Genomic DNA, 25,178 nt, shown 5'->3' with positions numbered 1-25,178 from the left:
AGGCTAACGCGTTTCACTGCTCCTTTTTTAGGAGCTTATCATTAAAAAAGTAAATCCATGCGTACCGATTGGACTCGCGCTGAAATCGCCGAAATCTATAATTCGCCCGTGCTGGACCTGATGTACCGGGCCGCCACAGTTCATCGTCAACATCATGATCCGCAGGAAGTACAGGTCTGCACCTTACTGTCGGTTAAAACGGGTGGCTGCCCGGAAGACTGTGCTTACTGTCCGCAGGCTGCGCGGTATCATACCGCCGTGAAGGTACACAAGCTGATGGAGGTGGATGAGGTGCTGACGGCCGCTCAACGCGCTAAAGATACTGGCAGTACCCGTTTTTGCATGGGCGCAGCCTGGCGCGAAGTGCGCGACAACAGCGACTTTGATAAAGTACTCGACATGGTACATGGCGTCAATGAGATGGGACTCGAAGTGTGTTGCACTCTTGGAATGCTCACCGAAACCCAGGCTCAGAAACTGAAAGACGCTGGCCTGTACGCCTACAATCACAACCTCGATACCAGCGAAGAGTTCTACGGAGATATTATCAGTACCCGCACGTACGATGACCGATTGGATACGCTGGGCCACGCCCGTAAAGCCGGTATATCTGTTTGCTCCGGTGGTATTATTGGCATGGGCGAGTCGGACCACGACCGGATTGGTATGCTGCATACGCTGGCAACACTGCCGCAACATCCCGAATCGGTGCCAGTCAATGCACTGGTACCGGTAGAGGGTACACCCCTGGAAGACCAGCCACGAGTATCGGTCTGGGAAATGATTCGGATGATAGCCACGGCTCGTATCATCATGCCAAAAGCCATGGTCCGACTGTCGGCCGGGCGGGTACGAATGAATACCGAAGAGCAAGCGCTGTGCTTCCTCGCCGGAGCCAACTCCATCTTTGCCGGGGATAAACTCCTAACAACGCCAAACCCGAACGAGGACGCCGATCAGCAACTTTTCCAGACCCTGAATATCCGTCCTCGAAAAGCCTTCAAAGACGCCAGTCAGCCTGCCGTTGTTTTTGAGCAAATACCCGTATAAGTTGATAGCTTGACCTTTACTAGGCAGAATCGTCTAACAAGGGGTTTGTTTGTGAAGGCGTGCTACGGTTGAAACCGTAGCACGCCTTCCAGCTTCAGTCACTATTCCCCGTTACAGATACGTAAATTCGTTACCTGAGGGTATGTATGAAATTTTAACGCCGGGCAGTTGGGGCTTTAGCCAGGAAACGACCCATTCCATACCGGCCGCTTCACTCATGATGTGGCCCAGAATAACCAGAGCTAATTTTTTGCCCTGACGCCGGGCGTCACGGACATACTCGGGTGTTTCCCATTCGCTGGTTTCTCCGCAAAAAATGACGTCTGGTTTTTCTTTTTCAATTGCGGTTATCTGGCTCCGCCCACCCGATGCACCTGGCATAAATAAAATTCGCTGACAGGATTGGCCTGGGTCACCCACAACCCGCAGCTGTTTGATTTCCAGTTTACTTTTCGCGTGGCTGATGAGTTGGCTCAATGGGGTAGCAGGCATGGTCAACACGTGTGAGTTAGCCGCACTGGCATACGTTGTCCATCCCAGAGTTGCCAACATACCCGCCTGGATGCCATCTGGGCGGTGGGAGTGGAGGTAGTCGTGAAAACGCCAGAGTGCAATCCCATTCTTTGTCAGTAAGTTATGCTTATAGCGATAAACGTCGCTGTTCTCAAGCCAGTCCGTCTCGTCGGCATGGTTGTAAAACGTTGGTTCGTGAGCAATGATGAAGTTCGCCCCGGCAGCAATCGCTTTCTCAATAACATCGACCGTTGCAAACATTGTGGAAACAATTCCCGTCACCTTTTGAGACGACGTACCTGATTTCAGCGTATCAACCGTTTTGGGAAAGGGAGCGCCGGGAATCGTTTTAAGGATTAACTCCATAATCTGGCCAACGGTAAACACTTGCTGCTCACGAGGGGCTGGGTGATGAAGGGAAAAGGTAGGAAGAAGGAAAGACCCCCCGACCGCTTTCGTCATTACACGTACAAATTCTCGTCTGCCGGATAGTTCCTGCATAGTCATTGGGTAGTTTTGGTTAACGAGTGTTAAGCGTGAAAGAGTTGATGTCAAAACTGGTTTGATTGGGACGGTCATTTACGCAAAAAAGGGCAGCAGACAACGCCCGCTACCCTTTTTTGTGTCGAAATGCCATTTACAACCGCTTCGTGTATTCGTTCTCAGCGATCTTATCGATTAAAACTTCGGCCAGACTTTGAGCACGCTCTTTCTTAACATCGGCTTTGTCTTTCGACTCAACAGTAACACTGATGATGTGATTGTTATATAAAACGTGCATAGCACCCGTTGATGCATCCCAAACGGCTTTATCACCAATGTTCGAAACTGCTTCAAAGTGACCCGTGCTCACTGCATGGCCGGTAAGGGCTGGCGCTGCGGATGTAACACCAGCATGTTGGGGGTGGTTGTCGGCTGTCGTGTGTTTTGTCTCTTCCGGTACGGTTGTTTCAGCAGACGTCTCCGCGTTGGTACCTTCTGTTTCAGGACCGCTGATGGTCGAATCATTGGCCGTTTCAACCGGCTCCGTCATGGCAAGGGCTGGCTTACCCTGAAACTGTTTATCAAAGATATACTCGGCCAGGAAGGTAGACGAGTAGGGGCGTTTACCACCGAACGACACAACAACTTTGTTGCCAGCCCATTCAAAGCCACAACCGGAATGCTCGATCGATTCTTCCAGTTTCGTTGTTTCGTCCAGATTAAATGTTCGGCGAACATACTCTTCCCCGAGTAGGGTACATGGTTCGTCGTAGTTAGCATCGGTCGATAGTGCATTGACACCAGCGACTTGTTTAGCCACTACCGGGCTGGCGTCCATTTGGTTAGCAGGATCGGTAGTAGGAGCGGGGCTGCTGCAGGCTAGACACAAAACCGGAAAAGCCAGTATCAGTGATTTGATTTTCATGGGATGATTTTGAGAAAGCCCAAAATTAGCGTTTTCTTACATACCAGATGAGTAGTGTAGATGTTTTTGTCGCACAGACACAGCTTGTCAATAAATGATTTTACTGAAAGGAACGGCAATGGTCAGCCCAATACTAAGGCGGTCACTCGTTTTCCGTCCGGGTAGAAAAGAACGAGTAACGTCAGAATAGTTAAGCTGAAACTCAAAATTGGCCGATGGGGCTCCGGCTTTGTCAATCAATACGACCGGGATACCAATCGTCCAGTTTAAAGCGCGGTAAGTGCCCATATTTTGTTCAAGCGATGAACTCAGGCCAATGTGCGACTCTGCCGGGTAGTAAACAAAGCTGATCTTTGCGCCGGGTGTGAGGAAAGAAGCGTAGTCGCCAATGTAGAGTGATCGGATTGCCCGCTGTTTTAGGGTAAGCGTGTCAAGTCCCCCTAAACTTGTATACTGACTATAGCTGATAGTTTCTCTTGAAAAACTCTGTATAGAATTGTTCAGGACAATACGGCCCTCGAAGGAAAGAAATAGCCTACCCCTTTTTTTTGACTCCCAAAATCGTGTATGAATAAGTGAAAGCTCAAACGGATAGTTTTTTTTGGTTTCCGCCACTTGAGCGAATGAACTGGCTACGGTATAGCGCTGGAGGATAAAGGGTAAGTATGCGTTGAGGGTTGTCCAATGCGTAGTAATCTGCTTATACCGTGCAGTTTCAGCCAGTTCAAGGTATTGTAAAGAAGCAAACCTTCGCGAGAACTCATCTCGTAAACCAGCATAGAAGTTCTGACTCAATTCCGCTTTGATGTGAGCCAGAGTCGAATCAGAAAGGCCTTCCTGTTTAAGTGAGTCAATAGATTTAATGAAGTCGGCTTCTTTGTTTTCGATCTCACGTTTGAGCAAGTTTAATATAGATGATCGCTTCGTATCCATCAGGTTTTTCTCCCGGCAATTATTTATCGTGGTTTTAGGTTTTCCAATCCAGGCTTTTTTCAGCGTAGCGCCCAATTCATTCCTAAACGGCTTATCCGTAAAGGTCGACGCCAGGGCGTTCATGACATTGGCTTTAACACCCACGACAAGAAATGACCTTACGGGTTCGTCGACACCGGTTGCCTGAAAGAAGTTGTGATTCAGTGAAAAGACGCCGTCCCTTGTGTTGAAGGTAACGTAGTTTTTGTAAAATGAGAGGTTTTTGTAGTCAGCGAGGTAACTCCCAACCCTGTCAGACAGATACAGGTTCATGGCTCTGTTGGATATCACCTGTTGGTTCGCACAGGAGGTATTCAGAATTCTTCTATGAATAGAATCCAGCTCAGCAATCAGCTGTGCCGATTGCTGAGCCTGAAGCCGATAGCCCGGCCATGTCAGCAATAGCGCGATGGATAGCGTTCGAAATAGACCACTCATCTGTCGAAAGAGATTAAGCGCCCCATGAACGAAAGGGGAGGATTAAAGATGTATTTTTTATCGACATCTGGTCCGGTTCACTGAGTGAACGGTAATCGTTGTGTAGTTTTACGGTCGAATTCCTGTATGCATGTCTGATATCGAAACCATTTCGCTTGCCACTGGCCGTAACGTTTATTTTGCGTCCGATTTTCACCTCGGTACGCCGTCCATCCAGCAGAGCCTCGACCGGGAACGGGCCGTGGTAGCCTGGCTGGACGCTATCCGACACGATGCTGATGTGATTTTTCTGGTAGGTGATGTATTTGATTTCTGGTTTGAATACAAGCACACCATCCCCAAAGGATTTATCCGGTTGCAGGGAAAGCTGGCGGAACTTACCGATGCTGGTACGCGGATTATCCTTTTCACCGGTAATCACGATATGTGGATGAACGACTACTTCACTAAGGAGTTGGGTATTCCTGTCTATCGAAACCCGCGCCGGTACGACATCAACGGCAAACAGTTTTTTATCGGCCACGGCGATGGCCTTGGTCCCGGCGATTTCATCTATAAACGCCTGAAAACGGTGTTTGAGAGCAGACTGGCCCGCGGGCTGTTTCGCTGGCTACACCCCGACCTGGGTGTTGGGTTGGCTCAGGCGTGGTCGCGCCGAAGCCGACTGAGTAATCAGGAGAAAGGGGAGGATCATTTCCTGGGCGAAGACCGGGAATGGCTCATGCAGTACTGCCGTGAAGTAGAAGCCAGGCAGCACCACGACTATTATATTTTTGGTCACCGCCATTTGCCGCTCGATCTGGCCGTTACGCCATCGAGCCGATACATAAATCTCGGCGAATGGGTATTTGCCAAAACCTACGCCGTATTCAACGGAAGCGAGTTAAGCCTGAAAACGTGGGCGGTAAAATGATGTATGATGCAAGACGTATCTAACGCGAAAGAAATACATCCTATATCATTTAATAATGTCTTCCCAGCGGTAATAGTGAAAGGTTTTACCTTCAGACATGACCACGAACAGACCGTGGGGAAACTGCTTGCCAAGAGGCACGTTCGTGACGTCGGAGCCGTCGCTTACCTGGGCCGCTACTTTAACGATTTTAAGAAGTTTGTGTTCATTCGGGTTGCCCGGTTCTCCTTCGCGTTTGAAGATATGGAACTGATTGGCTCCCTGGTCCGATACCAGGATATAGCCGGTTTTGGGACCTGTTTTGTAGATAGAAATACCCTCATGGTCTTCAGCAAAGCCTGTTTTTGCAAAAAGCGCTAATTCCTGACTCCCTTTCTCAGGGTCAGCATAGTACTTCCGGACACCAACGCCTTCATCGGAATAATAAACAAAGCCCAACTCATTATCCACGGCGATGGATTCGATTTCCTTTTTGCCGCTGTACTGACCGAACTTCCGGATCAGCGAAGCCTTAATCTGTCCGGCACCATCGTCTTCGAGTTGATATTGGCCAATGTATGAACCATCTGTCGGGCCGGATTTGCGACCTACCATAGCATAAAGAATACCTTTTGGATTTGTATAGAGCGAAATGCCCATCAAATCCCGAAACCCTTCCCCGGTTTCGCCCACAAACATGTCGAGGCCACCGTTGTCTACGGGTTTCATGTCGGGTAGCGAGAAAATCCGGAGCTTGTGCGTAAATCGTTCGGTTGTAACGGCAATATCGGTGGGTTTGCCGCCCAGCATCAACCCATAAGCCACGTCAACATTGTCGGGACGTTTGAGGTCGTGAACCTCACGCACAATCTTGCCTTTCAGATCAAAGACATACAAACCGCCGTCCTGATCCTTATCTGTTCCAATAACGAGACTTTTAGCCGGATCGGCTGGGTTAATCCAGATAGCGGGGTCGTCGGTGTCATGCCGGACGGTATCCGTAATAAAAACCGGCTGAACAACTTTCTGGGCTGTTGACTGGCAGGCAACTAAAAAAAAGATAAAAAGTAACGGCAGTTGATGTTTCATGTATAAAGAGTATTCCAGCGAATTACGCCGAGTGAATTTCATGGTTCTACTCAGCGTAACCCGGTTTTGATTAGTTGCCGCTCACTTAGTTGGTTCCAAAAGCACCAATGGTCGTTGATGGAGCTGGTGATTTATACAGTGTACCATTCGCAAACGAAAGTCCGTCGGCATACAACCGCGTGAAGCTCGATGTGCCTTTGCCAACAGCTGGCGAACCGCTCTGTAGTCGGAAATCCCAGGCTGTGTTGAACACCGCGTTTTTAGAATCGGTCGAAAGTGGGTAATTCACAAATTTTGGATCGTTATCGCCAACGGTTTTGCTGATGATATCACTGGTACCGGCCAGGATTTCGGTTGTGGGTTGGAAACCCGTAACGCCATCCTGCGTATAGCCGTAGTACAGGTTATTGCTGACCTTCGAGCGAGCATCCTCCGCATTCTTGGGATCACGCTTAAAACCGAATCGGTCATTGGCCAGCAGGTTGTTGTACAAATCGGCCCGTACGCCCAGTTCTACCCAAATCGAACCGCCTTTGATCGTTGGTCGGCGCCAGCCCGCGTTCACAATCGTGTTGTTATACGCAACAATGTACGCTTGTGGCGAGCGGTCGCCGGCATTCGAGAGCTTTAGGGCGTTTGTGTTTGGGCTATAAACCAGGTTGAAGGCCACATCGGCCTGAACACCCGATTTAATATTGATGGCATCGCCACCTGAGACGCCCTGTGTGTAGATTTTGTTGTTGGCAATGATCACTTTACCGCCTTCAACATAAAAACCGTCTTCGTTCTGGTTATTCAATCGGCTATTGACAATCACCAGTTTACCGTTCACATTGGAATAGTTGACGGCCGGTACGTGACTTCCGGCGGTAGCTTTATACAGACCGGCTTTCACCGAGGGTGAGCTTTCGGTCGTTACGGCGCCCCCGTATTCAAGAATGGCGTTGTCGATCAGCATTTCAGCACAGGTTGGCGCGGCAATGATACCGCCCCATAAGTTACCCCATTGGTTGGCCGTTGTTTTCCAGGCATCAGGCACCGTAAATTTCACTGGACTTGCCGATGTACCCATCACGTAAAGATTTCCCCGGACGATCAACTCCGGCTTAACGGTCGAGTCACTGAATACGATGTTTACGCCTTCTTCAATCACCAGCGACTGGCTGGTAGGCACCTGTAAATGCCCGGTAATTTTGTAGGTACTCCCTTTGGCCCAGGTGCCGGACACATCGCCCGAAACAGCTTCTTTTACCACCGGAACCGGTGTCGGCGTAACGGTAGTGGTCGTATCGGAGCTTTTGGAGCAACCAGCCAGCAATGCCGCCGAAAATGCGGCCAGGATTAGTACTTTCTTCATGGTAATTTATTGGTTAGTAATGACTTATTAAAGCTTATAGCGTACGCCCAGCACATACGAGCGCTGATAAAAATCGCGCCGGATGAGGGTTTTGCCCGACACATCCTGATTCGGTACATCAGAATTCCGGCTGCTTTGATTGTTGATGAAAATCTCCGTAGGTGTATTGAGCAGGTTGTTAGCTTTGATGAACAGCAGAAAACCCGATGAAGAATTGCCTGCGCTGGCTCTGCCAAACCGTTTTTCGAGCGAGGCATCCATTTGAACGAAGCCCTTCTGGTACAGGTCGTTATTTACAAACTGCGATACTGTGTTGATGCGACGACCGGTGTAACTGGCCGCCAATTGGCCGTCCCACCCATGTTCGCTGTTTTTATAGAGTAATGAAAGATTGGCTACGTGCGCCGACTGGCCGTATAGCGAGCGGGTTTGATTGACGGTGATAGTTTGCAGGTCGCCCTGTGCGTTTCGGATTCGCTTCGATTTGGGCGTTGTGATGCTCGAATTTGTATATGTGTAGTTCGCCTTGATTCCCCACTGCCGAAAGTACTTTATGGCATCCAGTTCGAGGCCAACGTTGGTTGCGTTGCCGAAGTTGCCCGGCCCATAATACAAGTCCTGGCCGCGAATGGCGTCTTTTTGAAGGGTGTATTCGATAGGGTCCTGAATGCCTTTGTAAAAAACGCCAACCATGAACTGTTCCAGCGGTCGGGGAAAAAACTCGTATCGCAGGTCGATGTTGTTGGCAAGGGCTCGTTTCAGGTTCGGATTGCCGCGTTCCTGGTATTCTTCGTTAACGATCCGATACGGTACGATTTCAAAGAAGCCGGGGCGGTTCAACGACCGGAAGTAGGAGAGACGCCAGTTTGTGCGCACGTTGGGACGATACCGCACGTGCAGACTCGGCAACACATCGGTATAAATCTGGCTGCCGGTGGGCTGGTCTTCGCCAATCGGGAATTTCATGGCGTAACCCTGATTGGTATGCTCGATGCGCACCCCGCCGGTTACTTCGAGCGGCCGGTCGGTTGTGCGAAATTGCAGATAACCCGAGGTGGTCTGCTCGGTGGCATCGTAGTTGAGCGCCGAAGCTACTGAACCTAACGGATTCTGGACGGAATAAACGATCTGGTTATAGCTAGTGAAGTCGACGCCGTATTTGGCAAAGGGATTCGCTGGCCGAATGGTGTAGTTATTGTAAAAATTAGTGCGCTGCTTATCCCGAAAAAGTCCCCCTGCCATCCACTCAACGTCAATACCGGCCAAGGTTGTTTTCAGGTTGAGGTTCAGGTATCCGGCCAGATCAGTATCCGAGTTATGCTCCCACCGGCGAGCCCCGTCCTGAACGGTTGTTCGGGTTTCAACGAAATTGGTGCGGATACCCAGCAGGGAGATATTCGTTTGATCGGGCACTTCGTTGGTGGCCAGCGAATAAACCGCCGACCAGGTTACACCAAAAATGGGCGTTAGTTGATGCGTACCCTGAAGGGTACTCGTATAAATTTTCTGTTTCGTAAGTCGGGAGCGGGTTTCGAAGCCGAGGGTTGCGTTACCGAGTACCGGGTCGAAACCACCAATGCCCAGTTCCGTCGATTTCGTTTCCCGTATCTGCTGGTTGGTCAGGCTGATTAGGGCGTTGAACCACTGAATTTTGTTGTTTTCTGGTCCGCCGTCTCGATTGATGCGGAAGTCCATTTTAGCGTGCAGGCCATACCGCGTTTGCAACTCCGAATACTGCCGCTCACTTTGCTTGTTGAGTGTAATGCCGCGCAGGGTATCGACCACGTCGCCATTGAAAAACAGGCTGTTGCTGCCCCGGTACGTGTTTTGGAGGCTACCTGCCAACATAATACCGAAACGTTGGTCGAAGAAACGGTTGCCAATGGCGAAGCTGCCAATAAGGTTGGGTGGTGGGCTTTGACTAGTATAGGTTGAAGATGCTTTGTTGAAGTCAGCGAAGCGGGTGCTGTACTGATTACCAAACTGCTCGTAGGGCGACTGGCTGTTGATCTGTTTTGCATCGAAATGAACAAACGGGCGGTTCATAAACAGTTCGCTATAACACGTAGCCAGATTGGCCAGAACCGTAGGGTGATCCGGCGCGTCTTTCATGACCATGTTGATGGCCCCGCCAATGGCATCGCCCTCCATACTCGGGGTCAGCGCTTTGTACACTTCCAGCCGGTCGAGGAGTTCCGATGGGAAAATATCGAGCGGTACGTATCGGTACCGATTGTCGGGGCTGGGAATTTTCACCCCGTTAACGAGCGTGTAATTGTAGCGTTTGTCCATACCCCGCAGAATAGCATACTGCCCATCGCCATTGCTGTTCCGCTCAATAGAAATGCCGGATACGCGTTGAATGACATTGGCGACCGTCAAGTCAGGAGATAGTTCGATGGTCCGCCCCGAAACGATGTTGGTAACTTGTAGTGCGTTCCGTTCGAGGTCGCGGGCAGTCTGGTCACCTGATCCATCCCGTTTTGCTTTTACAGTCACTTCGGTGATTTCCCGGCTGGTTTCCGTTTCGAGGGGTAAGTCAAGCGTTATTGTCTCGCCATCACGATTCAGAACAAAGTCACGAAATAAGGTTTGATACGAAACGTAGCTGATGCGGATTCGATACGACCCGACGGGAATATTTTTGATTATAAACGAGCCGTCGAGCCCCGAAACCGAAGCGAAGTTTGTGTTGTCAATTTGTACCGTGGCACCAATAACGGTTTGGCCAGTGGTTGCATCAACGACCCGTCCACGGATTGTTCCGGCAAGGGCGTTAACGACAACGAGAAGGCATGTGAGGAGTAGAAGAAGTCGGTTCATCCGGTTTGGCAAAATGGCAATTCCACGTTTTTGGGGTTGCTCAATCGCTTTTGGAATTGATGCTGCAAAGGTGTGGGAAAGTCAGGGCGCCGGACAAATTTGACCCGTTAACAAAGAGGCAACAACGGGTGTAAACGCGTTAACAGACAGGCAACAGTATGAAGTGAATTAAGATAAATGTCTGGTAATCAACGTATTTTTATGGGTATAAATAGCCATTATCTTATTGTTATCAAGCTGTTACCCAGTTGTTAAGACACTGGAATTAGCTTGTTTCCGGGTGAAAGCTGGCTTTGTACTGGAAAGCTGTGAATGAAGGTGGATAGGGGTTCGCCTTCTGAAAGCCCGACTTTTTTACGTAACCGATAGCGCGTCACCCGGAGGCTATCGGTCGAGATACCGAGTAAAGTGGCTATATCCGCGGAACTGATGTTCATTTTCAGTAAGGCAACCAGCCGCATGTCGGTAGCGGTCAACTCCGGAAAACGCTGGGTCAACTGCTGAAAAAAGGCCGGGTGCACCTGATCGAAAATGGTTCGGAAATCAGCCCAGTATTTATCCTGGTTAAAGCTTAGACTTATCTTATCGACCAATGCCCGCAGTTGCTTTTTCTGATCCCGTTTTTCATCTTTCAGAATAGTAGCCAGGTCATTCTTTATTTCTTCCAGTACCTGATTTTTTTGAATGATTTGTAGTGTGTGGGTGGTTAGCTCTTTACTTTTCAACTCAAGCTGTCCTTTCAGATTTTCTTCCTGCAACTGTTTGTTTTTCAAGGCCACCTGCATCAGTTCATGTTGCGTTTGGTAAATCTGCTGATTTTGTTGATTGGTAGCCCGCTCGTTTCGTATTTTGAGACGCTGCCGACTGATCACCACCACGCCCAGAACCCCGATCAACAACAGCACCACACCACTGGCCGACAGGATGATGAGGTCAATCCGTTTTTGGGCATTGAGTTGAGTGATTTCGCTGTCTTTCCGCTCCACGTCATACAAGGTTTGAAGCAGAGTGATTTGCCGGTTATTGGCGGCAGCATAGATTTCATCGGTCAAATCCCGACTTTGCTCAATGTATTTATAGGCGCTATCGGGTTGGTTGAGGAGCTTAAACGTCTTGGCCATATCGCGAAGGGCGGCACTTAACTGGTAGCGTTCCCCGTGCTGCCGGGCCTGTTGTAAGGCTTGTCGGGAGAGTTCCATACCCTGCTGATAACGGCCTGTTTTCCGGAAAATGTCGCCTAGATTATTGATAATTTCGATCTGACCTAGTTCGTCGCCGTTTTTTCGGGAGAGGGTCAGGGCTTTCCGGTAGTAAAAATAAGCAGAATCATAGCGGGCTTCGTCTTCAAAAATACTCCCCAGATTCTCGTATATCTTAGTCAGGCTTCCCGAGTCGTTGATAATCCGGCCGTACTGTAGTGCTAATCTTTGGTAAAAAAAAGCCTGTTTGGTCGCCTTCTTTTTTTCGTAGATATGGCCAATGTTAGCGTAGGTCTGGGCCAGCCCGGCGGGATTCCGTTCCTGCTGGTAGAAGTCAAGTGCCTCGTTGAATTGCGTTAGGGCCTGGTCGACCTGTTCATTGTAGTAATAAACGGTGCCGAGTTCGTTGCGGTTTCGGGCCAGTCGGTAGCCATCTTCGGCAGCACGGAATATTTTCTGAGCCTGGAGCAGGTGATCTATGGCCTGCGCGTAGCTGCCCTGATGATACAGCAGTATGCCTATTCGTTGTAGATAGTCACCGGATGCGAGAGTGTTCTGTTCGCTAATGGTCCGATCTAACTGGCTTTTCAGAAACCGGTAGGTGGAGTCAGGATTTTGTTGTGTCAGTTGCACCGTCTCCCTGCTGATTGACTGGGCACTGGCCAGTGAAGTCAACAGAAACAGCGTAACCAGATAAACAGGCTTTAGGCAAACGTTCGGTTTTACGCGCAGGAGAGCGGGCGAGCTGAATGCAAAGAAGTAGCGCATCCCATATGGATTAGTTTAATCCATAAAGATACAGGGCGCAGACTTTTCGGAATGTGAAGGAATTATTACTAAATAAGGTACTCAGTTGTTCTCCTGGAGAATATCTTTCCGCGTCATGTTCTCGCGCGGGGCTTTGTTCAGCTCACTCCGCCATTCCTTGGTCTTTAAATCACCCCGCTTGACGGAGCGAATAAAGTTGGCCCAGGCAAAGGGGTTTGTAAAGGCGAAGGTTGGCGTTGCACTACGGCCAATTAGCGATTCCCGCCCAAAAAACTGCTGATTCACGAAGTTCTGGTGGTTGGCCAGGGCACCCATGGGCATGGTGGCCGCTTGCCGCATAATGGCTTCAGGACTGGTATTGCGGGCTAAGTTCTCGCGCTCTTTTTCGTCGGGGAGCTTTAGGTTAACGAAGGCTTCCTTAAACAATTCTTCCGTTGCATAGGGGTAAACCTTCACTTCGGCCAGCGTTTTTACATCTTCCTGCAACGCTACGACCGCCGAATACGTAAGCTCAGTTAGGCGACGGGGAATAATATGGTACTGGGTTCTGAAGCCGACATAGCTGAAAATGATGCTATCGCCCGGAAATACCGGCAGGGCAAAATAGCCATTGGGAGCGGACAGGACGCCTTTTCCTGCTTTGGGTATATAAATATACGCACCCGGAAGGGCATCATTTGATTTGCCGCCGGTAATGAAGCCGGTGAACGTGATTTGCCGTTCCTGCCCCTGCGCCTGCGCGGTGGAAAAGAGTCCCGCCAGCGCCGAAAGCACCAGAAGACAGACCAAAAACGTCAATGACTTCTTCATAGACAAATGAACCATACTACAAAGTAAACGAGGAAAAGGCAGGTTATGGTTTCTGTTACCCGAATTTTAAGAAGATTTAGGCTTTCAGGTCTTAATTTAATTCCAAGTATGTCAGGCGAACAGCTTCAGAAACGTGATAATAAAGGGGGCGGCCAGCAACAACCCATCGAACCGATCCAGAAATCCGCCGTGTCCGGGAATACTGCTGCCAGAATCCTTGATGGCGATACTCCGTTTAAATAATGACTCTACCAGGTCGCCATAGGTACCGGTTACGACGATAATGCCGCCTACGCAGTACCATTGCCAGGGCCGTAATTCGGGTGCCCAAAAGGTAAGGCCCAGGGCAACCAGTGCGGCAGCGGCTGCTCCGCCAATACTGCCTTCCCAGGATTTCTTGGGCGATACCCGCTCAAACAGTTTACGTCGGCCAAATTTGGTCCCGGCAAAATAAGCACCGATGTCGCTTGCCCACAGAAGCAGTAAACAGCCGGTAATGATCATGGGGTGAAACTTGCCCCCCTGAAGCGCCAGAATGATGAGCAGGGCAAACGGCATGGCTACGTAGATAATCCCCAGAAACGTAAAGCCAATATTGGTAAAGGGCTTCATATCCTTCTTCTTGTACAGCTTAATGAGGAAGATCATCGAAGAAGCAGGGCAAATCAGAAAGTAGTTTCCCGTGCCCATCCGGTCCGTTTCGATAAAATAAGCCAATACGCAGATCATGGTGCCCACCACCGTACCATAGGCCGTTAGCGGTTCGAAGCCGTCGAGGCCGAGCAGTCGGTAAAATTCACGCTGGGTTAGCGCACTCACCAGACAAAAGAGGAGGGCAAACGTCCAGTCGTCATACCAGATCATGAATAAAATAAAGGGAACTCCCGCTACGGCCGCAATGACCCGTTGTTGAAGGTTCGTAAGTTTAGCTAAACGTTGCTTCATTCTCCAGGATTACTTTGGCTAAAATAGCGTCTTGGGTTAGGACATGCACTTCGCTTTTGCCCCAGCCATAGGTAGGGTAGCTACTGCTTTGTTTGTTGATAACTACGGCTGCGATTTCATGTTCGAGCAACAGCGCTTTTACCAGTTCGGCCCGGTGAGGCAGCGGTGTTGAATAAATTATTTCCCACTTTTCGGTCATATTCATGTGAGGTTAGGTTGTCGGTAGAAGTGCTCATTGGTTGATGTGGTCAGCGCTCCGAGCTAATTGCCTCCTGCTGGTCATTACTTTTTTTGAAATAATAAAGTAATACCAGCGTAAAGGCTCCCGAAATCAATGCACCAGCTAAAGGTACTGTTTCCGTATCTTCAATGTTCATGGATGTCACTTTCTGCTGATGCAGATAAACCATCAACACAGTGAAGCCATTATTGACAAAATGAGCCAGAATGGGAATCCACAGATTACCCGACCACAAATAAAGGTAACCAAACAATGCTCCGAGGAGCATCCGTGGAAAAAAACCGAGAAATTGTACGTGAATTGCACTAAACAAGGCAGCTGCCAGCCAAATGCCGACGTGAACATTGCCCGTCCAGTAGCTTAGGTTGCGTTGCAGAATACCGCGGAATAAAGTTTCCTCGCCAATGGCTGGAATAATGGCAATCACTAGAAAAGCCATCAGCAGTTGCCCCGGCGTGCGAAAGGTCGTGAGGTATTTGGTAATATCTTCCAGCCCCTTCTCCTTATCCCGAATCCACTGCTCAACCGGCGCGAGTGTCTCCGGTAAATGCAGATTCTGGTTCCAGTCGATGATCAGCCCATCGAACGGCATGAAGGCAATTACGATAACGGCGACAAACCCTATGCCCGCTACATGCCATAAAGACCGGTGATTGAATTGCGACCAGGTGCGACGTTCGATCAAATACCAGTAGGCGAGGCTGGGCAAAAGAAACGTACCGAGGTGGTTAACGGCCTGCAGTGTCATTAACTCGTACCAGCTACCGGGCGATTTCGCTGGTTGGGTGGCCAATGCTGCCAGGTATGTCTGGGCTTCAGCAAGACCCATGCCTTTGCCAACCGCCAGGAGAACAAACAGGATTAGTGTGCTGACAACACCCCCGATGAGCACAAATCCGACGAGCATAGACAAGCCGCCGAGTGTGGGTGGTCGTGATGTAGCGCCTTGGGGCGTATAACTTGGTTGCATAATTTCCTGTAAATTTACAGACTAGTTCGCAAAAATCTTGCTAGGGAACCTATTTGGCCTTTGCATTGTGCTAAAACTTAGCTTGTGTCCTGCTCCAAATTCACTATCAGGACGGGGCCAGGTTTTAGGATTGAACAGATTTTTGGGTATCAATTTTAGAAATCAGGTCAGGTTCAATACCTGACATCTCTCATAAACAGACAATGATCAACGTTGGCAATATACAACTACCGGATTTCCCGTTATTACTGGCTCCTATGGAGGATGTGAGCGACCCACCCTTTAGGGCGGTTTGTAAAGCAAACGGCGCCGATTTGATGTACACAGAATTCATCTCGTCGGAAGGCCTCATTCGAGATGCCGCCAAGAGTGTGCAGAAACTGGATATCTTCGAGTACGAACGGCCAATTGGCATACAGCTCTTCGGCTCCGATGTGGAAACGATGGGCGAATGTGCCCGGATTGCCTCCCGCGCCAATCCGGATTTGATCGATATTAACTACGGTTGCCCCGTTAAAAATGTGGCATGCCGGGGTGCTGGAGCGGCTTTGTTGCAGGATATTCCCAAGATGGTGCGCATGACCGATGCCGTTGTCAAAGCAACCCACTTGCCTGTAACAGTAAAAACCAGGCTGGGATGGGACGAGTCTACCAAAAACGTGGGCGAAGTGGCCGAACGATTGCAGGATATTGGCATCAAAGCACTCACCGTGCACGGCCGCACGCGGGTGCAGATGTACAAAGGCGAAGCCGACTGGACGCTCATTGGGCGCATTAAAGAAAACCCCCGCATCCAGATTCCAATCTTTGGAAACGGCGACATCGACTCGCCCGAGAAAGCGGTGGAGTACAAAAACCGGTTTGGCGTGGATGGGGTAATGATTGGCCGGGCCAGCATTGGACACCCTTGGGTTTTCAACGAGATCAAGCATTTCGTCCAAACGGGTCAGCACCTGCCCCCGCCAACTGTAGCCGACCGGGTTGCCGTATGCCGCCAGCATCTGGATTTCTCGATCCGATGGAAAGGTGAAATTCTGGGTCTGTTCGAGATGCGACGTCATTACGCCAATTATTTCAAAGGCTTGCCTGATTTCAAACCCTACCGGATGCGTCTGGTTACCACCGATTCGTACAGTGGCGTGAGTGATATTCTCGACGAAATTCGGGAGAATTACATTACAGAACTTGTTTAAGAGGGTCGCGGAACACATCCGCGACTCTGTTTTTATGGCTGATGACTACTGAAGAACCTGTTGTTGTTCCCCAAAATCGGCCTCTGCTGGCGTGGGTGTTGTTGTGTGCGCTGGCCCTGGTTTGGGGGAGTTCATTTATTCTCATCAAGCGAAGTCTGGGGGCTTTCCCACCCGAACAGGTAGCCGCTGGTCGATTGGTGTTTGCGCTCTTATTTTTCTCCCCTTTTCTGGCCAGGCAAAGCCAGCAGCCGGATATTCGGACTATGGTCCGGCATCGCTGGGTGGCGTTGCTGGCATCGGCTATCATCGGGTTTGTGATTCCGGCATTCCTCTTTGCCGAAGCAGGGGCTCACCTTAACAGTTCATTAGCTGGTGCGCTCAACTCACTGAGCCCGTTGTTTACGCTCATTCTGGGGGCTGTATTCTTCGGTCAGGCGCTGAAATTGAAACAGGTTGCCGGGATTTTACTCGGGCTGGCGGGTTCACTGCTATTGGTGTTTTTCAGTGCCACCGGCACCTTTCAGATTAACGGCTACGCGCTCCTGGTTGTCCTGGCTACCATCTGTTATGGATTGAATACCAACCTGATTGGCCGGTATCTGAGTCATTTGCCTGCTCTGGTGTCAACGGCCTGGCTCTTTGCCTTTGCCGGACCCATCGCCTTGCTCACGCTGATCCCTACCGATTTTTTTAGTCGGGTTGTAGAGGGCCACAGCAACTGGTCGTTATGGGCGCTAGTAACGCTGGGCGTGTTTGGCTCAGGGCTGATGTCAATCTTCTTCAACCGAGTCATGCAACTGGCCTCGCCTTTATTTGCGGCCTCGGTCACGTACCTAATCCCCATTGTGGCACTCATGTGGGGTGTGCTGGATGGCGAAAAAATCTATCTGGTGCAATTTGCAGGGATGGGTATCTGCTTAATCGGCATCTGGTTAGTAAATAAATCGTAGTTTGTGATTTTACCGATGGCAGGCGTCAATGATCAAACGCTGCCCCCACTTCAATACGACACAATAAGCTTTTGAATATGTATACGGCAACCCTGACCAATACAGAAACCCCATCCGTTAGCATTGATTTTATGAACGGTCAGCCCGTTGTTACTGGCGAGCCCTTTGACTGGGATCTGGTGAAACTTAACGACCGGACGTTTCATATTCTGCACAAGAATATGTCGTTTACGGCCGAAGTGATCGATCTCAATTCCGCTGACAAAACGGTTAGCCTAAAGATAAACGGCCATATTCACCATGTACAGCTAAAAGATCGCTTCGATCTGCTGCTCGAAAAAATGGGAATGAGCTCAGTAGCCAGCAGCAAGGTCAATGAATTGAAAGCCCCCATGCCGGGGCTGATCGTTGGCATCAGCGTGCAACCGGGTGATGTGATTCAAAAAGGAGATAGCCTGCTCATTCTGGAAGCTATGAAGATGGAAAACCTGCTCAAAGCACCCGGCGAGGGTACTGTAAAAAGCATCCGCGTTAACAAAGGTGACCGAGTCGAAAAGGGACAGGTACTGGTAGAATTTGCGTAAGCTGGCTTTTGCTAGTATGGATACCCTCTACACCCGACGACGCTTTGTTAAGCAAACGGCCCTGGCCGCTAGTGCGCTCCCGCTGGTAACCGCATCGCTTCCCGCACAAACCGAGAAAGCCGACCTGCCGCTGCCCGACGTGCATATTTTCTCGAAGCATTTGCAGTTTCTCAACTATGCAGATATGGCCAGTGCCGCGGCCGAAATGGGCTTCGCTGGTGTCGATTTAACCGTTCGGCCGGATGGGCATGTGCGGCCTGAGCGGGTTGATGATGACTTGCCGAAAGCGGCCGAAGCCCTGAAAAAAGCAGGTCTGCCGCCCAAGCTCATGACAACGGCGGTGGGCGATGCCACAAATGCCGTTGACGTTCGGTTGCTCAAAACAGCTTCGAAAGCCGGATTTAAGCTGTACCGAATGAAGTGGTATCAGTATGGCGAACAAAAATCCATTCCGGAGTCGATTGTGGGGTTTCAGCAGCAACTGCGGGCACTTGGTGAACTGAACAAGTCGCTGAATCTGATTGGCTGCTACCAGAATCATGCGGGTTTGCTGGTAGGAGCCTCCGTCTGGGAAATCTGGGAAATGCTGAAAACGGCCGTACCATCGTATATGGGCGTACAATATGACATCCGTCATGCCACCGTAGAGGGTGGCCAGTCCTGGCCCAACGGCCTTCGCTTACTACAGCCGTCTATCAAGTCGATTGCCATTAAAGATTTTATCTGGTCGACGAAAAGTGGGGTAGCAACCGTACAGGACGTACCGCTGGGCGAAGGTATCGTTGATTTTAAGCGTTACTTTACGCTGCTCAAGAAATATGAGATTCAGATGCCTGTCTCTCTGCATATTGAGTATCCGGTGGGTGGAGCCGAACATGGCGCAACCCGCTTGACCGTCCCCCAAAAAGAGGTGTTTAACGCCATGAAACGGGATTTAAATCGGCTTCATGAACTCTGGAAATCAGCTTAAGATTAATTTTGCTGGCCGAACGTTCGGCCTTTTTCTTATCTTTGCCCGCAAATTTTCCCTTCATGACATCGCAAACAACGTATAAACGCATCCTGCTCAAGTTGAGCGGAGAGGCTCTGGCTGGGCCTAACGGATACAATATTGACCCGGCTATACTGGAGCAATACAGCCAGGAAATTAAGCAAGTCGTTGACTTAGGTGTCGAAGTAGCCATTGTAATTGGTGGGGGGAACATCTTCCGCGGGGTATCCGGTGAGCGTTCGGGTATCGACCGGGTTCAGGGCGACTACATGGGTATGCTGGCAACTGTCATCAATGCTATGGCGCTGCAAAGTTCCTTTGAAAAGCACGGCATGTACACCCGCGTGATGTCGGCCATTAAAATGGAGCAGGTCTGCGAACCCTACGTACGTCGGCGGGCGGTGCGTCACCTCGAAAAAGGACGTGTCGTGATCTTCGCGGCCGGTACCGGAAGTCCTTATTTCACCACCGATACCACGGCCAGTCTACGAGCTATCGAGATTGAAGCCGATGTGGTACTGAAAGGCACCAAAGTTGACGGTGTATACACAGCCGACCCCATGAAAGACAAAACGGCTACCCGGTATACCACCATCACCTTCGAAGACGTTTACGAAAAGAAACTGAGCGTGATGGACTTAACAGCCTTTACGCTCTGTCAGGAAAACAGCCTGCCTATTATCGTTTTCAACATGAACACGAAGGGAAGTCTGCTCAAACTGGTACAGGGCGACGGCAATCAGGGTACACTCATTACCATGAAATTACCTGAATAAAGAGTTATAGGGTTATAGAGTTAGTAAGTTAGTAAGTTAAATGGGCCTTATTGGCACGTAATAGCTTTATAACTCAATGACCCAATAACTCAATAACTTATAACCTTAAAAACATGGAAGAAATCGAGTTATTTCTCGACGATGCAAAAGATACAATGGAAAAGGCGCTCAAGCACCTGGCCATTGAACTGACAAAAATTCGCGCAGGAAAGGCTAACGCGGGTATGCTCGACGGGATACAGGTAGAATATTACGGAATGCTGTCACCGCTCCACACGGTTGCGTCCATCAATACCCCCGATGCCCGAACCATTGTTATCAAGCCGTTCGAGAGAAAGCTCATCAGCGAGGTCGAAAAGGCGATTCGTAACTCCAACTTAGGCCTCAACCCAAACAACGACGGCGAACAGATTCGCCTGAGTATTCCGCCACTTACCGAAGAACGTCGGCGCGATCTGGTGAAAAAAGTAAAGCAGGAAGTTGAAACGGCAAAAGTTAACGTCCGTAACATCCGTAAGGATACCAACGACGACATTCGCAAACTGGTAAAAGACGGCGTGTCGGAGGATGCTGTGAAAGTAGGCGAGGAGCGCGTTCAGAAACTAACCGACGCTTTCATTGCCCGTATCGAAGAAACCTTTGTCGCAAAAGAGAAAGATATCATGGTGGTGTAACCCTGTATCGGGTAAACTACCAGTGCAGCAAAAGCCGCTTACCCTAAAAGGAAGCGGCTTTTGCTGGTTTACACTGAATAGCTAAGACAGACTATTTTTAGTTAATATGTAGCGGGCAATGAAACGTATTTAGGTCGACTAAAATTATTGTTTAAGCTTCTTTTTAACTTGCCCTGAACCCGTCTGCCGAACAGCCGATTTGACATAATCCATCGCGATGCGACGGATAACGGGCTCCTCCACGTCGGCTGTGCGTTCGCCCCGATGCTCATAGGGCATGATATCGCCCGTGAGCATGTCGAAAATACCGTAGGGGAGCAATTCATATTCTTCATACCCCCAAAATAAGAAGTCGAACGCGTCGGACGAGTCGTCGAACCCGACGGCATATCCTATTTCCTGCTGAGCAAAAACAACGATATAACGCATGTCAGCCTATACGAAATGTGGTGTCAAAGGGTTGCGTATCAGGCCTAAATTTTAGTTTGTAGCTGATACTGACGATGGTATAAAAAGTGTCGGCGGGCTTTCTGGTCTAACAATCGGACGGGTAGGTTATCCGTTTTGGTACAAAGACGTATCTTTGGGCTACGTACCAGTTGATTTTATGAACCAACCAACCTTACTACAACCGAACCGGCGAACCGGCCTGGTCCAGCACCTGATTGCCGTGCTTGGACTTTTTGTGCTGGCCGTTGTTTTCTTCTCGCCGGTCATGTCCGGCAAAACGCTCGCCATGCACGATGTGCAGGAATCTGTCGCATCAGCCCGCGAGATTCGCGAAATCGCTAAACAAACCGGCGAAAAACCTCAATGGACAGACGCTGTCTTCAGCGGTATGCCCGCCTATATGATCGATTACCGGTACCCTTATATTCTGGTCTATAAAGCTGTAATGGGTGTCGTGGAAACGCTGCCTAATACGGCCAATGTCATTTTCGTCGTACTTCTGAGCATGTACGTGCTGCTGGTCGTACTTGGCTGTAATCCCTGGCTTTCGGTGCTGGGGGCCGTCGCCTATGGATTCGGGACATTCGGTATTGTAAGTCTCGAAGCCGGGCACGTCTCCAAACTATTTGCGCTGGGTTACGGAGCCGGTGTACTGGCCGGGGTAATTCTGGCACTTCGGGGCCGATACTGGCTTGGCGCTGCGCTCATGGGCTTCTTTACCTGTATGGAATTTGGCGCCAACCACATCCAGATCACCTATTACCTGTTCATGACGGTGGGCCTGTATGTGCTCATCGAAAGCATTGCCCTGATCCGCGCCGGAAAAGGGCGGCAAATGGCGCTGGGGCTGGCTACACTGGCTGTTGCCGGTGCGCTGGGGGCCGGGAGTTTTGCCAAGCGGGTACTGGTCCTGAATCAGTATACAAAAGAGACCATTCGCGGTAAATCGGAACTGACGGCTAAAACGACTAACCCGGACGGAAAAGCACCCGCCAGCGAATCGACGGGCGGTCTGGACAAAAATTACGCGTTTACGTATAGTTATGGCAAAGCCGAAACGCTGACGCTACTCGTGCCAAACGCTGCGGGCGGCTCGTCGGCGGGGGGTGGATTGACCACCGATTCCGAGTTTTATAAAGCCATGGCCAGCCGAGGTATCGACCCGGCGGCAGCTAAACAAATGGCCGAACTGGGTGCGCCAACCTACTGGGGCGATCAGCCCATTGTGGGTGGTCCTGCGTATGCCGGGGCGGCTCTGTTATTTCTATTTGTGTTGGGGTTATTTGTGATTCGAAAGCCAATCCGGTGGTGGCTGCTGAGTGCCGCAGTGCTGATGATCATGCTCGCCTGGGGTAAAAACCTACTGTTCTTCAACGAATTTCTGTTCGACTATTTGCCCTACCTCAATAAGTTTCGGGCCATGACGATGGCGTTCTGTCTGGCTCAACTGTTCTTTGCCGCCGGGGCTGCGCTGGGATTGCAAACGATCATTACGCAAAAAATGACCCTGGCCCAACTCCGGCAGCCTTTGCTTATTAGTCTGGGCCTGACGGCGGGTGTGGCACTTGTCCTGGCCGTTCTTGGTGGTGCATTCTTTAGTTTCCAGGCACCGAACGACAGCGATATGCTGTCCAGAATCTTCGGCGAAGCGGGCCGTGAGTTTCAGTCAGCGCTTATCAGCGACCGGCAGAGCCTGTTGCGGTCCGATGCGTTCCGATCGGTTATTTTAATTGTTTTGACAGCCGCAGCCCTGTGGCTGTTTCTGACAAATAAGATTAAAGCCGGTCTGTTTTATCCGATTGTGCTGGCAATTGTCATCTTCGATCTGTTTTCGGTCGATAAGCGCTTTCTGAATAATGCTGATTTTGTGTCGAAAGCTGCAGCTAGTGTTCCCTTTGAGCCCACGCCCGCCGATCAGCAGATTTTGCAGGATAAGTCGCTGGGGTACCGGGTGTTCGATCAGACGGGCTCGTTCATGGAAACGAACCGGACGTCTTACTTTCACCGATCCGTAGGGGGCTATAACACGACGCGCCTACGTCGCTACAACGAGTTGATCAATTATGCCTTTCAATCCAATACGCTGCATATCCTGAACATGCTGCATGCGAAGTACGTGATCCAGCCGGGGCAGCCTGATCCGGCCAATCCGCAGCAGCAACCGGGACCGGTGGTGATTCCCAACCCCGACGTACTCGGTGCGGCCTGGTTTGTGGGTACGGTGCAGCAAGTGGCTAATGCCGACGACGAACTGGCGGCTATGAAAACGCTCAATCCGCGGGATTCGGCCGTTGTTGATAAACGATTCGCGGCTGAACTGGGTAACCTACCCGCCACAATGGACCATACGGGCAGCACTATCCAGCTGACGAACTACCGGCCGGATAAGTTGATCTACACGGCGAACGCTGCCCGCGATGGACTGGCTGTTTTCTCGGAAGTTTACTACCGGGGACATGAAGACTGGCAGGCGTTTATCGATGGAAAGGCAGTGCCCCATCTTCAGGCCAACTATGTGCTGCGGGCGTTGCGGATTCCGGCCGGTAAACATACTATTGAGTTTCGGTTCGACCCTCCGTTGGCGCATACCGGCGACACCATCGACTTGATTTGTAATGTGCTGCTGATTTGCCTTATCGGTTTTACAATCTTTACTGAAGGCCGACGCCGACGTGGACAGCCTGTAAACGAGCCCGAACCTGTATTGCCTGTAACGCCGATTGAAGTAACACCCGTCGCTGAGTCAGCAAAACCAAAATCGGGAGGAGCAAATCCAAAAGGAGCCAAGTCTCGGTAGGTACATATAACAGCAACCGTCCCGGTTGGGTGAGAAAAACTATTCTCACCCAACCGGGACGGTCAGTATTACAATGAATTAGTTGAGTCTGCTTCCGGCTTTTTGTAGGTGGAATCGTTCCATTTGCTGGGACGAGTTTTGCCGTACGAACCCCTCGAAATTTTTCCTCTTTTTGACTTCTTATCGCCTTTTCCCATAATCGAAGCGGTTTTCGTTTAGTGTATAGTTCACTACCGAAAACCGCTTCGATTGTTTTGCCGGAGCTGGAAATTAGGCCACAAACAAGGTTACGTTACTTCAATAACCGGGCTTCCACGCCCTCAACCGTTATGTTAACGGGTTTTATCGTCCCGTCGGAATTAAAATACATTTTGTCGATGCAGGTTTCGCGGTGGTTGCCATCCGTTTCTGTCAAGGGGCGCCGGTGATAGACAATGTACCACTCATCTTTGCCGGGAACCTGAATAACCGAGTGGTGGCCGGCTCCGGTAGCTACTTTGGGGTCCTGCTGCAAAATCTTGCCCACCCGCTCAAAGGGGCCAAAGGGTGAGTTGGCTACGGCGTAGGCAACGGAGTAGTCAGGTCCCGTCCATCCCCCTTCCGACCACATGAAGTAATATTTACCGTTTCTGACAAACATCGTCGGCCCTTCGACATATCCTTTGGGAGTAATTTCGCGAAATATGGTGCCATCGGCAAATGGCAGGAAACCGGTAAAGTCGTTCTTCAGCCGGGCAATGTTGCAGTGTCCCCAGCCGCCATAGAGCAGGTAATACTGGCCGTCTTTGTCTTTAAATGCAAACTGGTCGATGGGCTGCGCTCCGTTATGAATCTGTCCAACCAACGGTTTGCCCAGATAATCCCGAAACGGACCGGCCGGATTGTCGGCAACAGCTACACCAATGCCACCAACTTCTTTTTTGTCGTCGTGAATGTCATTGGCACCGAAGAACAGAAAATACTTACCACCTTTTTCAACGATAGCCGGCGCCCACATGGCCCGTTTTGCCCATTTAACGGCCGTAGAGTCAAGAATGCGGGGGTGTTTTGTCCAGGTAACTAGATCGGGTGACGAAAAGGCGTCGAAAAAGACCTGTTTTTCGTAGGGAGCCGAATACGTTGGATAGACCCAGTATTGTTTTTTGAAAAGCACACCTTCAGGGTCGGCATACCAGCCGGGGAAAATAGGGTTGCCACTTTTTTTACTTGCCGAGGCTGGTTGTTGGGCAAATGAACAAATGGAGAGTTGAGTAAGCAGAAGAAGAATGAAACTGAAGCGGGACATACA

Annotated in this window: 23 protein-coding genes; 9 read left to right on the top strand and 14 right to left on the bottom strand. The window is 50.2% G+C overall.

Annotated features, from left to right (window positions below):
- Positions 1-57 precede the first annotated feature (57 nt).
- Positions 58-1,050, top strand: a complete 993-nt coding sequence (gene bioB / locus NT073_RS19935; protein WP_297376907.1) for a biotin synthase BioB — start codon at positions 58-60, stop codon at positions 1,048-1,050.
- A 111-nt stretch (positions 1,051-1,161) separates the two neighbouring features.
- On the opposite strand, the gene NT073_RS19930 is transcribed toward bioB, so the two are convergent.
- The 3 genes from NT073_RS19930 to NT073_RS19920 form a co-directional block, all read right to left on the bottom strand.
- A complete protein-coding gene (locus tag NT073_RS19930) occupies positions 1,162-2,064 on the bottom strand; it encodes a Nif3-like dinuclear metal center hexameric protein (protein ID WP_297376904.1) in 903 nt (300 codons plus the stop codon).
- A 136-nt stretch (positions 2,065-2,200) separates the two neighbouring features.
- The gene (locus NT073_RS19925) at positions 2,201-2,971 is read right to left on the bottom strand and encodes a hypothetical protein (protein ID WP_297376902.1); all 771 of its coding nucleotides are present in this window, start codon (positions 2,969-2,971) and stop codon (positions 2,201-2,203) included.
- An 87-nt stretch (positions 2,972-3,058) separates the two neighbouring features.
- A complete protein-coding gene (locus tag NT073_RS19920) occupies positions 3,059-4,381 on the bottom strand; it encodes a hypothetical protein (protein ID WP_297376899.1) in 1,323 nt (440 codons plus the stop codon).
- A gap of 130 nt (positions 4,382-4,511) precedes the next feature.
- Between NT073_RS19920 and NT073_RS19915 the strand changes: the two genes are divergently transcribed.
- On the top strand, positions 4,512-5,294 hold the full coding sequence (locus NT073_RS19915) for a UDP-2,3-diacylglucosamine diphosphatase (RefSeq protein ID WP_297376897.1): 783 nt from the start codon (positions 4,512-4,514) through the stop codon (positions 5,292-5,294).
- A 45-nt stretch (positions 5,295-5,339) separates the two neighbouring features.
- On the opposite strand, the gene NT073_RS19910 is transcribed toward NT073_RS19915, so the two are convergent.
- From NT073_RS19910 to NT073_RS19875, 8 genes are all read right to left on the bottom strand, one after another.
- Entirely contained in the window at positions 5,340-6,362 is a 1,023-nt protein-coding gene (locus tag NT073_RS19910; protein WP_297376895.1) for a phytase, read from the bottom strand.
- Positions 6,363-6,447: 85 nt separating this feature from the next.
- Positions 6,448-7,719, bottom strand: coding sequence for a right-handed parallel beta-helix repeat-containing protein (locus NT073_RS19905; protein ID WP_297376893.1), 1,272 nt, complete (start codon positions 7,717-7,719; stop codon positions 6,448-6,450).
- A gap of 27 nt (positions 7,720-7,746) precedes the next feature.
- Entirely contained in the window at positions 7,747-10,542 is a 2,796-nt protein-coding gene (locus tag NT073_RS19900) for a TonB-dependent receptor (protein ID WP_297376891.1), read from the bottom strand.
- A gap of 251 nt (positions 10,543-10,793) precedes the next feature.
- Positions 10,794-12,509 (bottom strand): tetratricopeptide repeat protein, encoded by a 1,716-nt coding sequence (locus NT073_RS19895; RefSeq protein WP_297376889.1) that lies wholly within the window; start codon positions 12,507-12,509, stop codon positions 10,794-10,796.
- An 81-nt stretch (positions 12,510-12,590) separates the two neighbouring features.
- Positions 12,591-13,319, bottom strand: a complete 729-nt coding sequence (locus tag NT073_RS19890; RefSeq protein WP_297376887.1) for a carboxypeptidase-like regulatory domain-containing protein — start codon at positions 13,317-13,319, stop codon at positions 12,591-12,593.
- Between the two features lie 111 nt (positions 13,320-13,430).
- Positions 13,431-14,264 carry a phosphatidate cytidylyltransferase gene (locus tag NT073_RS19885; protein ID WP_297376885.1) on the bottom strand — a complete coding sequence of 278 codons (834 nt, stop codon included), beginning with the start codon at positions 14,262-14,264 and terminating at the stop codon, positions 13,431-13,433.
- On the bottom strand, positions 14,245-14,463 hold the full coding sequence (locus tag NT073_RS19880; RefSeq protein ID WP_297377069.1) for a DUF2007 domain-containing protein: 219 nt from the start codon (positions 14,461-14,463) through the stop codon (positions 14,245-14,247). Before NT073_RS19880 ends, NT073_RS19885 begins: the two co-directional genes overlap by 20 nt.
- Positions 14,464-14,512: 49 nt before the next feature.
- Positions 14,513-15,412 (bottom strand): CPBP family intramembrane glutamic endopeptidase, encoded by a 900-nt coding sequence (locus NT073_RS19875; RefSeq protein WP_297377067.1) that lies wholly within the window; start codon positions 15,410-15,412, stop codon positions 14,513-14,515.
- 266 nt (positions 15,413-15,678) lie between these two features.
- Here NT073_RS19875 and dusB point away from each other — a divergent pair, with 266 nt between their 5' ends.
- The 6 genes from dusB (at position 15,679) to frr (ending at position 20,643) form a co-directional block, all read left to right on the top strand.
- Complete coding sequence (dusB, locus tag NT073_RS19870; RefSeq protein ID WP_297376883.1) at positions 15,679-16,668, top strand: tRNA dihydrouridine synthase DusB; 990 nt, start codon at positions 15,679-15,681, stop codon at positions 16,666-16,668.
- Between the two features lie 41 nt (positions 16,669-16,709).
- A complete protein-coding gene (locus NT073_RS19865) occupies positions 16,710-17,618 on the top strand; it encodes a DMT family transporter (protein WP_297376881.1) in 909 nt (302 codons plus the stop codon).
- 77 nt (positions 17,619-17,695) lie between these two features.
- Complete coding sequence (locus NT073_RS19860; protein ID WP_297376879.1) at positions 17,696-18,202, top strand: biotin/lipoyl-containing protein; 507 nt, start codon at positions 17,696-17,698, stop codon at positions 18,200-18,202.
- A 16-nt stretch (positions 18,203-18,218) separates the two neighbouring features.
- Positions 18,219-19,172 carry a sugar phosphate isomerase/epimerase family protein gene (locus NT073_RS19855; protein WP_297376877.1) on the top strand — a complete coding sequence of 318 codons (954 nt, stop codon included), beginning with the start codon at positions 18,219-18,221 and terminating at the stop codon, positions 19,170-19,172.
- Positions 19,173-19,234: 62 nt separating this feature from the next.
- On the top strand, positions 19,235-19,969 hold the full coding sequence (gene pyrH, locus NT073_RS19850) for a UMP kinase (RefSeq protein ID WP_297376875.1): 735 nt from the start codon (positions 19,235-19,237) through the stop codon (positions 19,967-19,969).
- 113 nt (positions 19,970-20,082) lie between these two features.
- Positions 20,083-20,643: a ribosome recycling factor gene (frr, locus tag NT073_RS19845; RefSeq protein ID WP_297376873.1), complete on the top strand. Its 561-nt coding sequence runs from the start codon at positions 20,083-20,085 to the stop codon at positions 20,641-20,643.
- A 144-nt stretch (positions 20,644-20,787) separates the two neighbouring features.
- Here frr and NT073_RS19840 read toward each other — a convergent pair whose 3' ends face one another.
- Positions 20,788-21,072 (bottom strand): hypothetical protein, encoded by a 285-nt coding sequence (locus NT073_RS19840; protein WP_297376871.1) that lies wholly within the window; start codon positions 21,070-21,072, stop codon positions 20,788-20,790.
- Positions 21,073-21,250: 178 nt separating this feature from the next.
- Between NT073_RS19840 and NT073_RS19835 the strand changes: the two genes are divergently transcribed.
- Positions 21,251-23,890: a hypothetical protein gene (locus NT073_RS19835; protein ID WP_297376869.1), complete on the top strand. Its 2,640-nt coding sequence runs from the start codon at positions 21,251-21,253 to the stop codon at positions 23,888-23,890.
- 68 nt (positions 23,891-23,958) lie between these two features.
- Here the strand turns inward: NT073_RS19835 and NT073_RS19830 are convergent, their stop codons facing one another.
- Both NT073_RS19830 and NT073_RS19825 read right to left on the bottom strand, forming a co-directional pair.
- Positions 23,959-24,087: a 30S ribosomal protein THX gene (locus tag NT073_RS19830; protein WP_297376867.1), complete on the bottom strand. Its 129-nt coding sequence runs from the start codon at positions 24,085-24,087 to the stop codon at positions 23,959-23,961.
- 95 nt (positions 24,088-24,182) lie between these two features.
- Positions 24,183-25,175, bottom strand: coding sequence for a glycoside hydrolase family 43 protein (locus NT073_RS19825; protein WP_297376865.1), 993 nt, complete (start codon positions 25,173-25,175; stop codon positions 24,183-24,185).
- Between the last annotated feature and the right edge of the window lie 3 nt (positions 25,176-25,178).

Origin of the sequence: Spirosoma sp. (assembly GCF_026391055.1) — a bacterium.
Lineage (GTDB): Bacteria > Bacteroidota > Bacteroidia > Cytophagales > Spirosomataceae > Spirosoma.
The sequence above is the reverse complement of the archived record's forward strand: the minus strand, read 5'-3'. Positions and strand labels throughout refer to the sequence as shown.

Bases quoted from the DNA above. Each gene is read 5' to 3' on its own strand.
- bioB (WP_297376907.1), top strand. From the start codon at position 58: ATGCGTACCGATTGGACTCGCGCTGAAATCGCCGAAATCTATAATTCG.
- NT073_RS19930 (WP_297376904.1), bottom strand. From the start codon at position 2,064: ATGCAGGAACTATCCGGCAGACGAGAATTTGTACGTGTAATGACGAAA.
- NT073_RS19925 (WP_297376902.1), bottom strand. From the start codon at position 2,971: ATGAAAATCAAATCACTGATACTGGCTTTTCCGGTTTTGTGTCTAGCC.
- NT073_RS19920 (WP_297376899.1), bottom strand. From the start codon at position 4,381: ATGAGTGGTCTATTTCGAACGCTATCCATCGCGCTATTGCTGACATGG.
- NT073_RS19915 (WP_297376897.1), top strand. From the start codon at position 4,512: ATGTCTGATATCGAAACCATTTCGCTTGCCACTGGCCGTAACGTTTAT.
- NT073_RS19910 (WP_297376895.1), bottom strand. From the start codon at position 6,362: ATGAAACATCAACTGCCGTTACTTTTTATCTTTTTTTTAGTTGCCTGC.
- NT073_RS19905 (WP_297376893.1), bottom strand. From the start codon at position 7,719: ATGAAGAAAGTACTAATCCTGGCCGCATTTTCGGCGGCATTGCTGGCT.
- NT073_RS19900 (WP_297376891.1), bottom strand. From the start codon at position 10,542: ATGAACCGACTTCTTCTACTCCTCACATGCCTTCTCGTTGTCGTTAAC.
- NT073_RS19895 (WP_297376889.1), bottom strand. From the start codon at position 12,509: ATGCGCTACTTCTTTGCATTCAGCTCGCCCGCTCTCCTGCGCGTAAAA.
- NT073_RS19890 (WP_297376887.1), bottom strand. From the start codon at position 13,319: ATGAAGAAGTCATTGACGTTTTTGGTCTGTCTTCTGGTGCTTTCGGCG.
- NT073_RS19885 (WP_297376885.1), bottom strand. From the start codon at position 14,264: ATGAAGCAACGTTTAGCTAAACTTACGAACCTTCAACAACGGGTCATT.
- NT073_RS19880 (WP_297377069.1), bottom strand. From the start codon at position 14,463: ATGACCGAAAAGTGGGAAATAATTTATTCAACACCGCTGCCTCACCGG.
- NT073_RS19875 (WP_297377067.1), bottom strand. From the start codon at position 15,412: ATGCTCGTCGGATTTGTGCTCATCGGGGGTGTTGTCAGCACACTAATC.
- dusB (WP_297376883.1), top strand. From the start codon at position 15,679: ATGATCAACGTTGGCAATATACAACTACCGGATTTCCCGTTATTACTG.
- NT073_RS19865 (WP_297376881.1), top strand. From the start codon at position 16,710: ATGACTACTGAAGAACCTGTTGTTGTTCCCCAAAATCGGCCTCTGCTG.
- NT073_RS19860 (WP_297376879.1), top strand. From the start codon at position 17,696: ATGTATACGGCAACCCTGACCAATACAGAAACCCCATCCGTTAGCATT.
- NT073_RS19855 (WP_297376877.1), top strand. From the start codon at position 18,219: ATGGATACCCTCTACACCCGACGACGCTTTGTTAAGCAAACGGCCCTG.
- pyrH (WP_297376875.1), top strand. From the start codon at position 19,235: ATGACATCGCAAACAACGTATAAACGCATCCTGCTCAAGTTGAGCGGA.
- frr (WP_297376873.1), top strand. From the start codon at position 20,083: ATGGAAGAAATCGAGTTATTTCTCGACGATGCAAAAGATACAATGGAA.
- NT073_RS19840 (WP_297376871.1), bottom strand. From the start codon at position 21,072: ATGCGTTATATCGTTGTTTTTGCTCAGCAGGAAATAGGATATGCCGTC.
- NT073_RS19835 (WP_297376869.1), top strand. From the start codon at position 21,251: ATGAACCAACCAACCTTACTACAACCGAACCGGCGAACCGGCCTGGTC.
- NT073_RS19830 (WP_297376867.1), bottom strand. From the start codon at position 24,087: ATGGGAAAAGGCGATAAGAAGTCAAAAAGAGGAAAAATTTCGAGGGGT.
- NT073_RS19825 (WP_297376865.1), bottom strand. From the start codon at position 25,175: ATGTCCCGCTTCAGTTTCATTCTTCTTCTGCTTACTCAACTCTCCATT.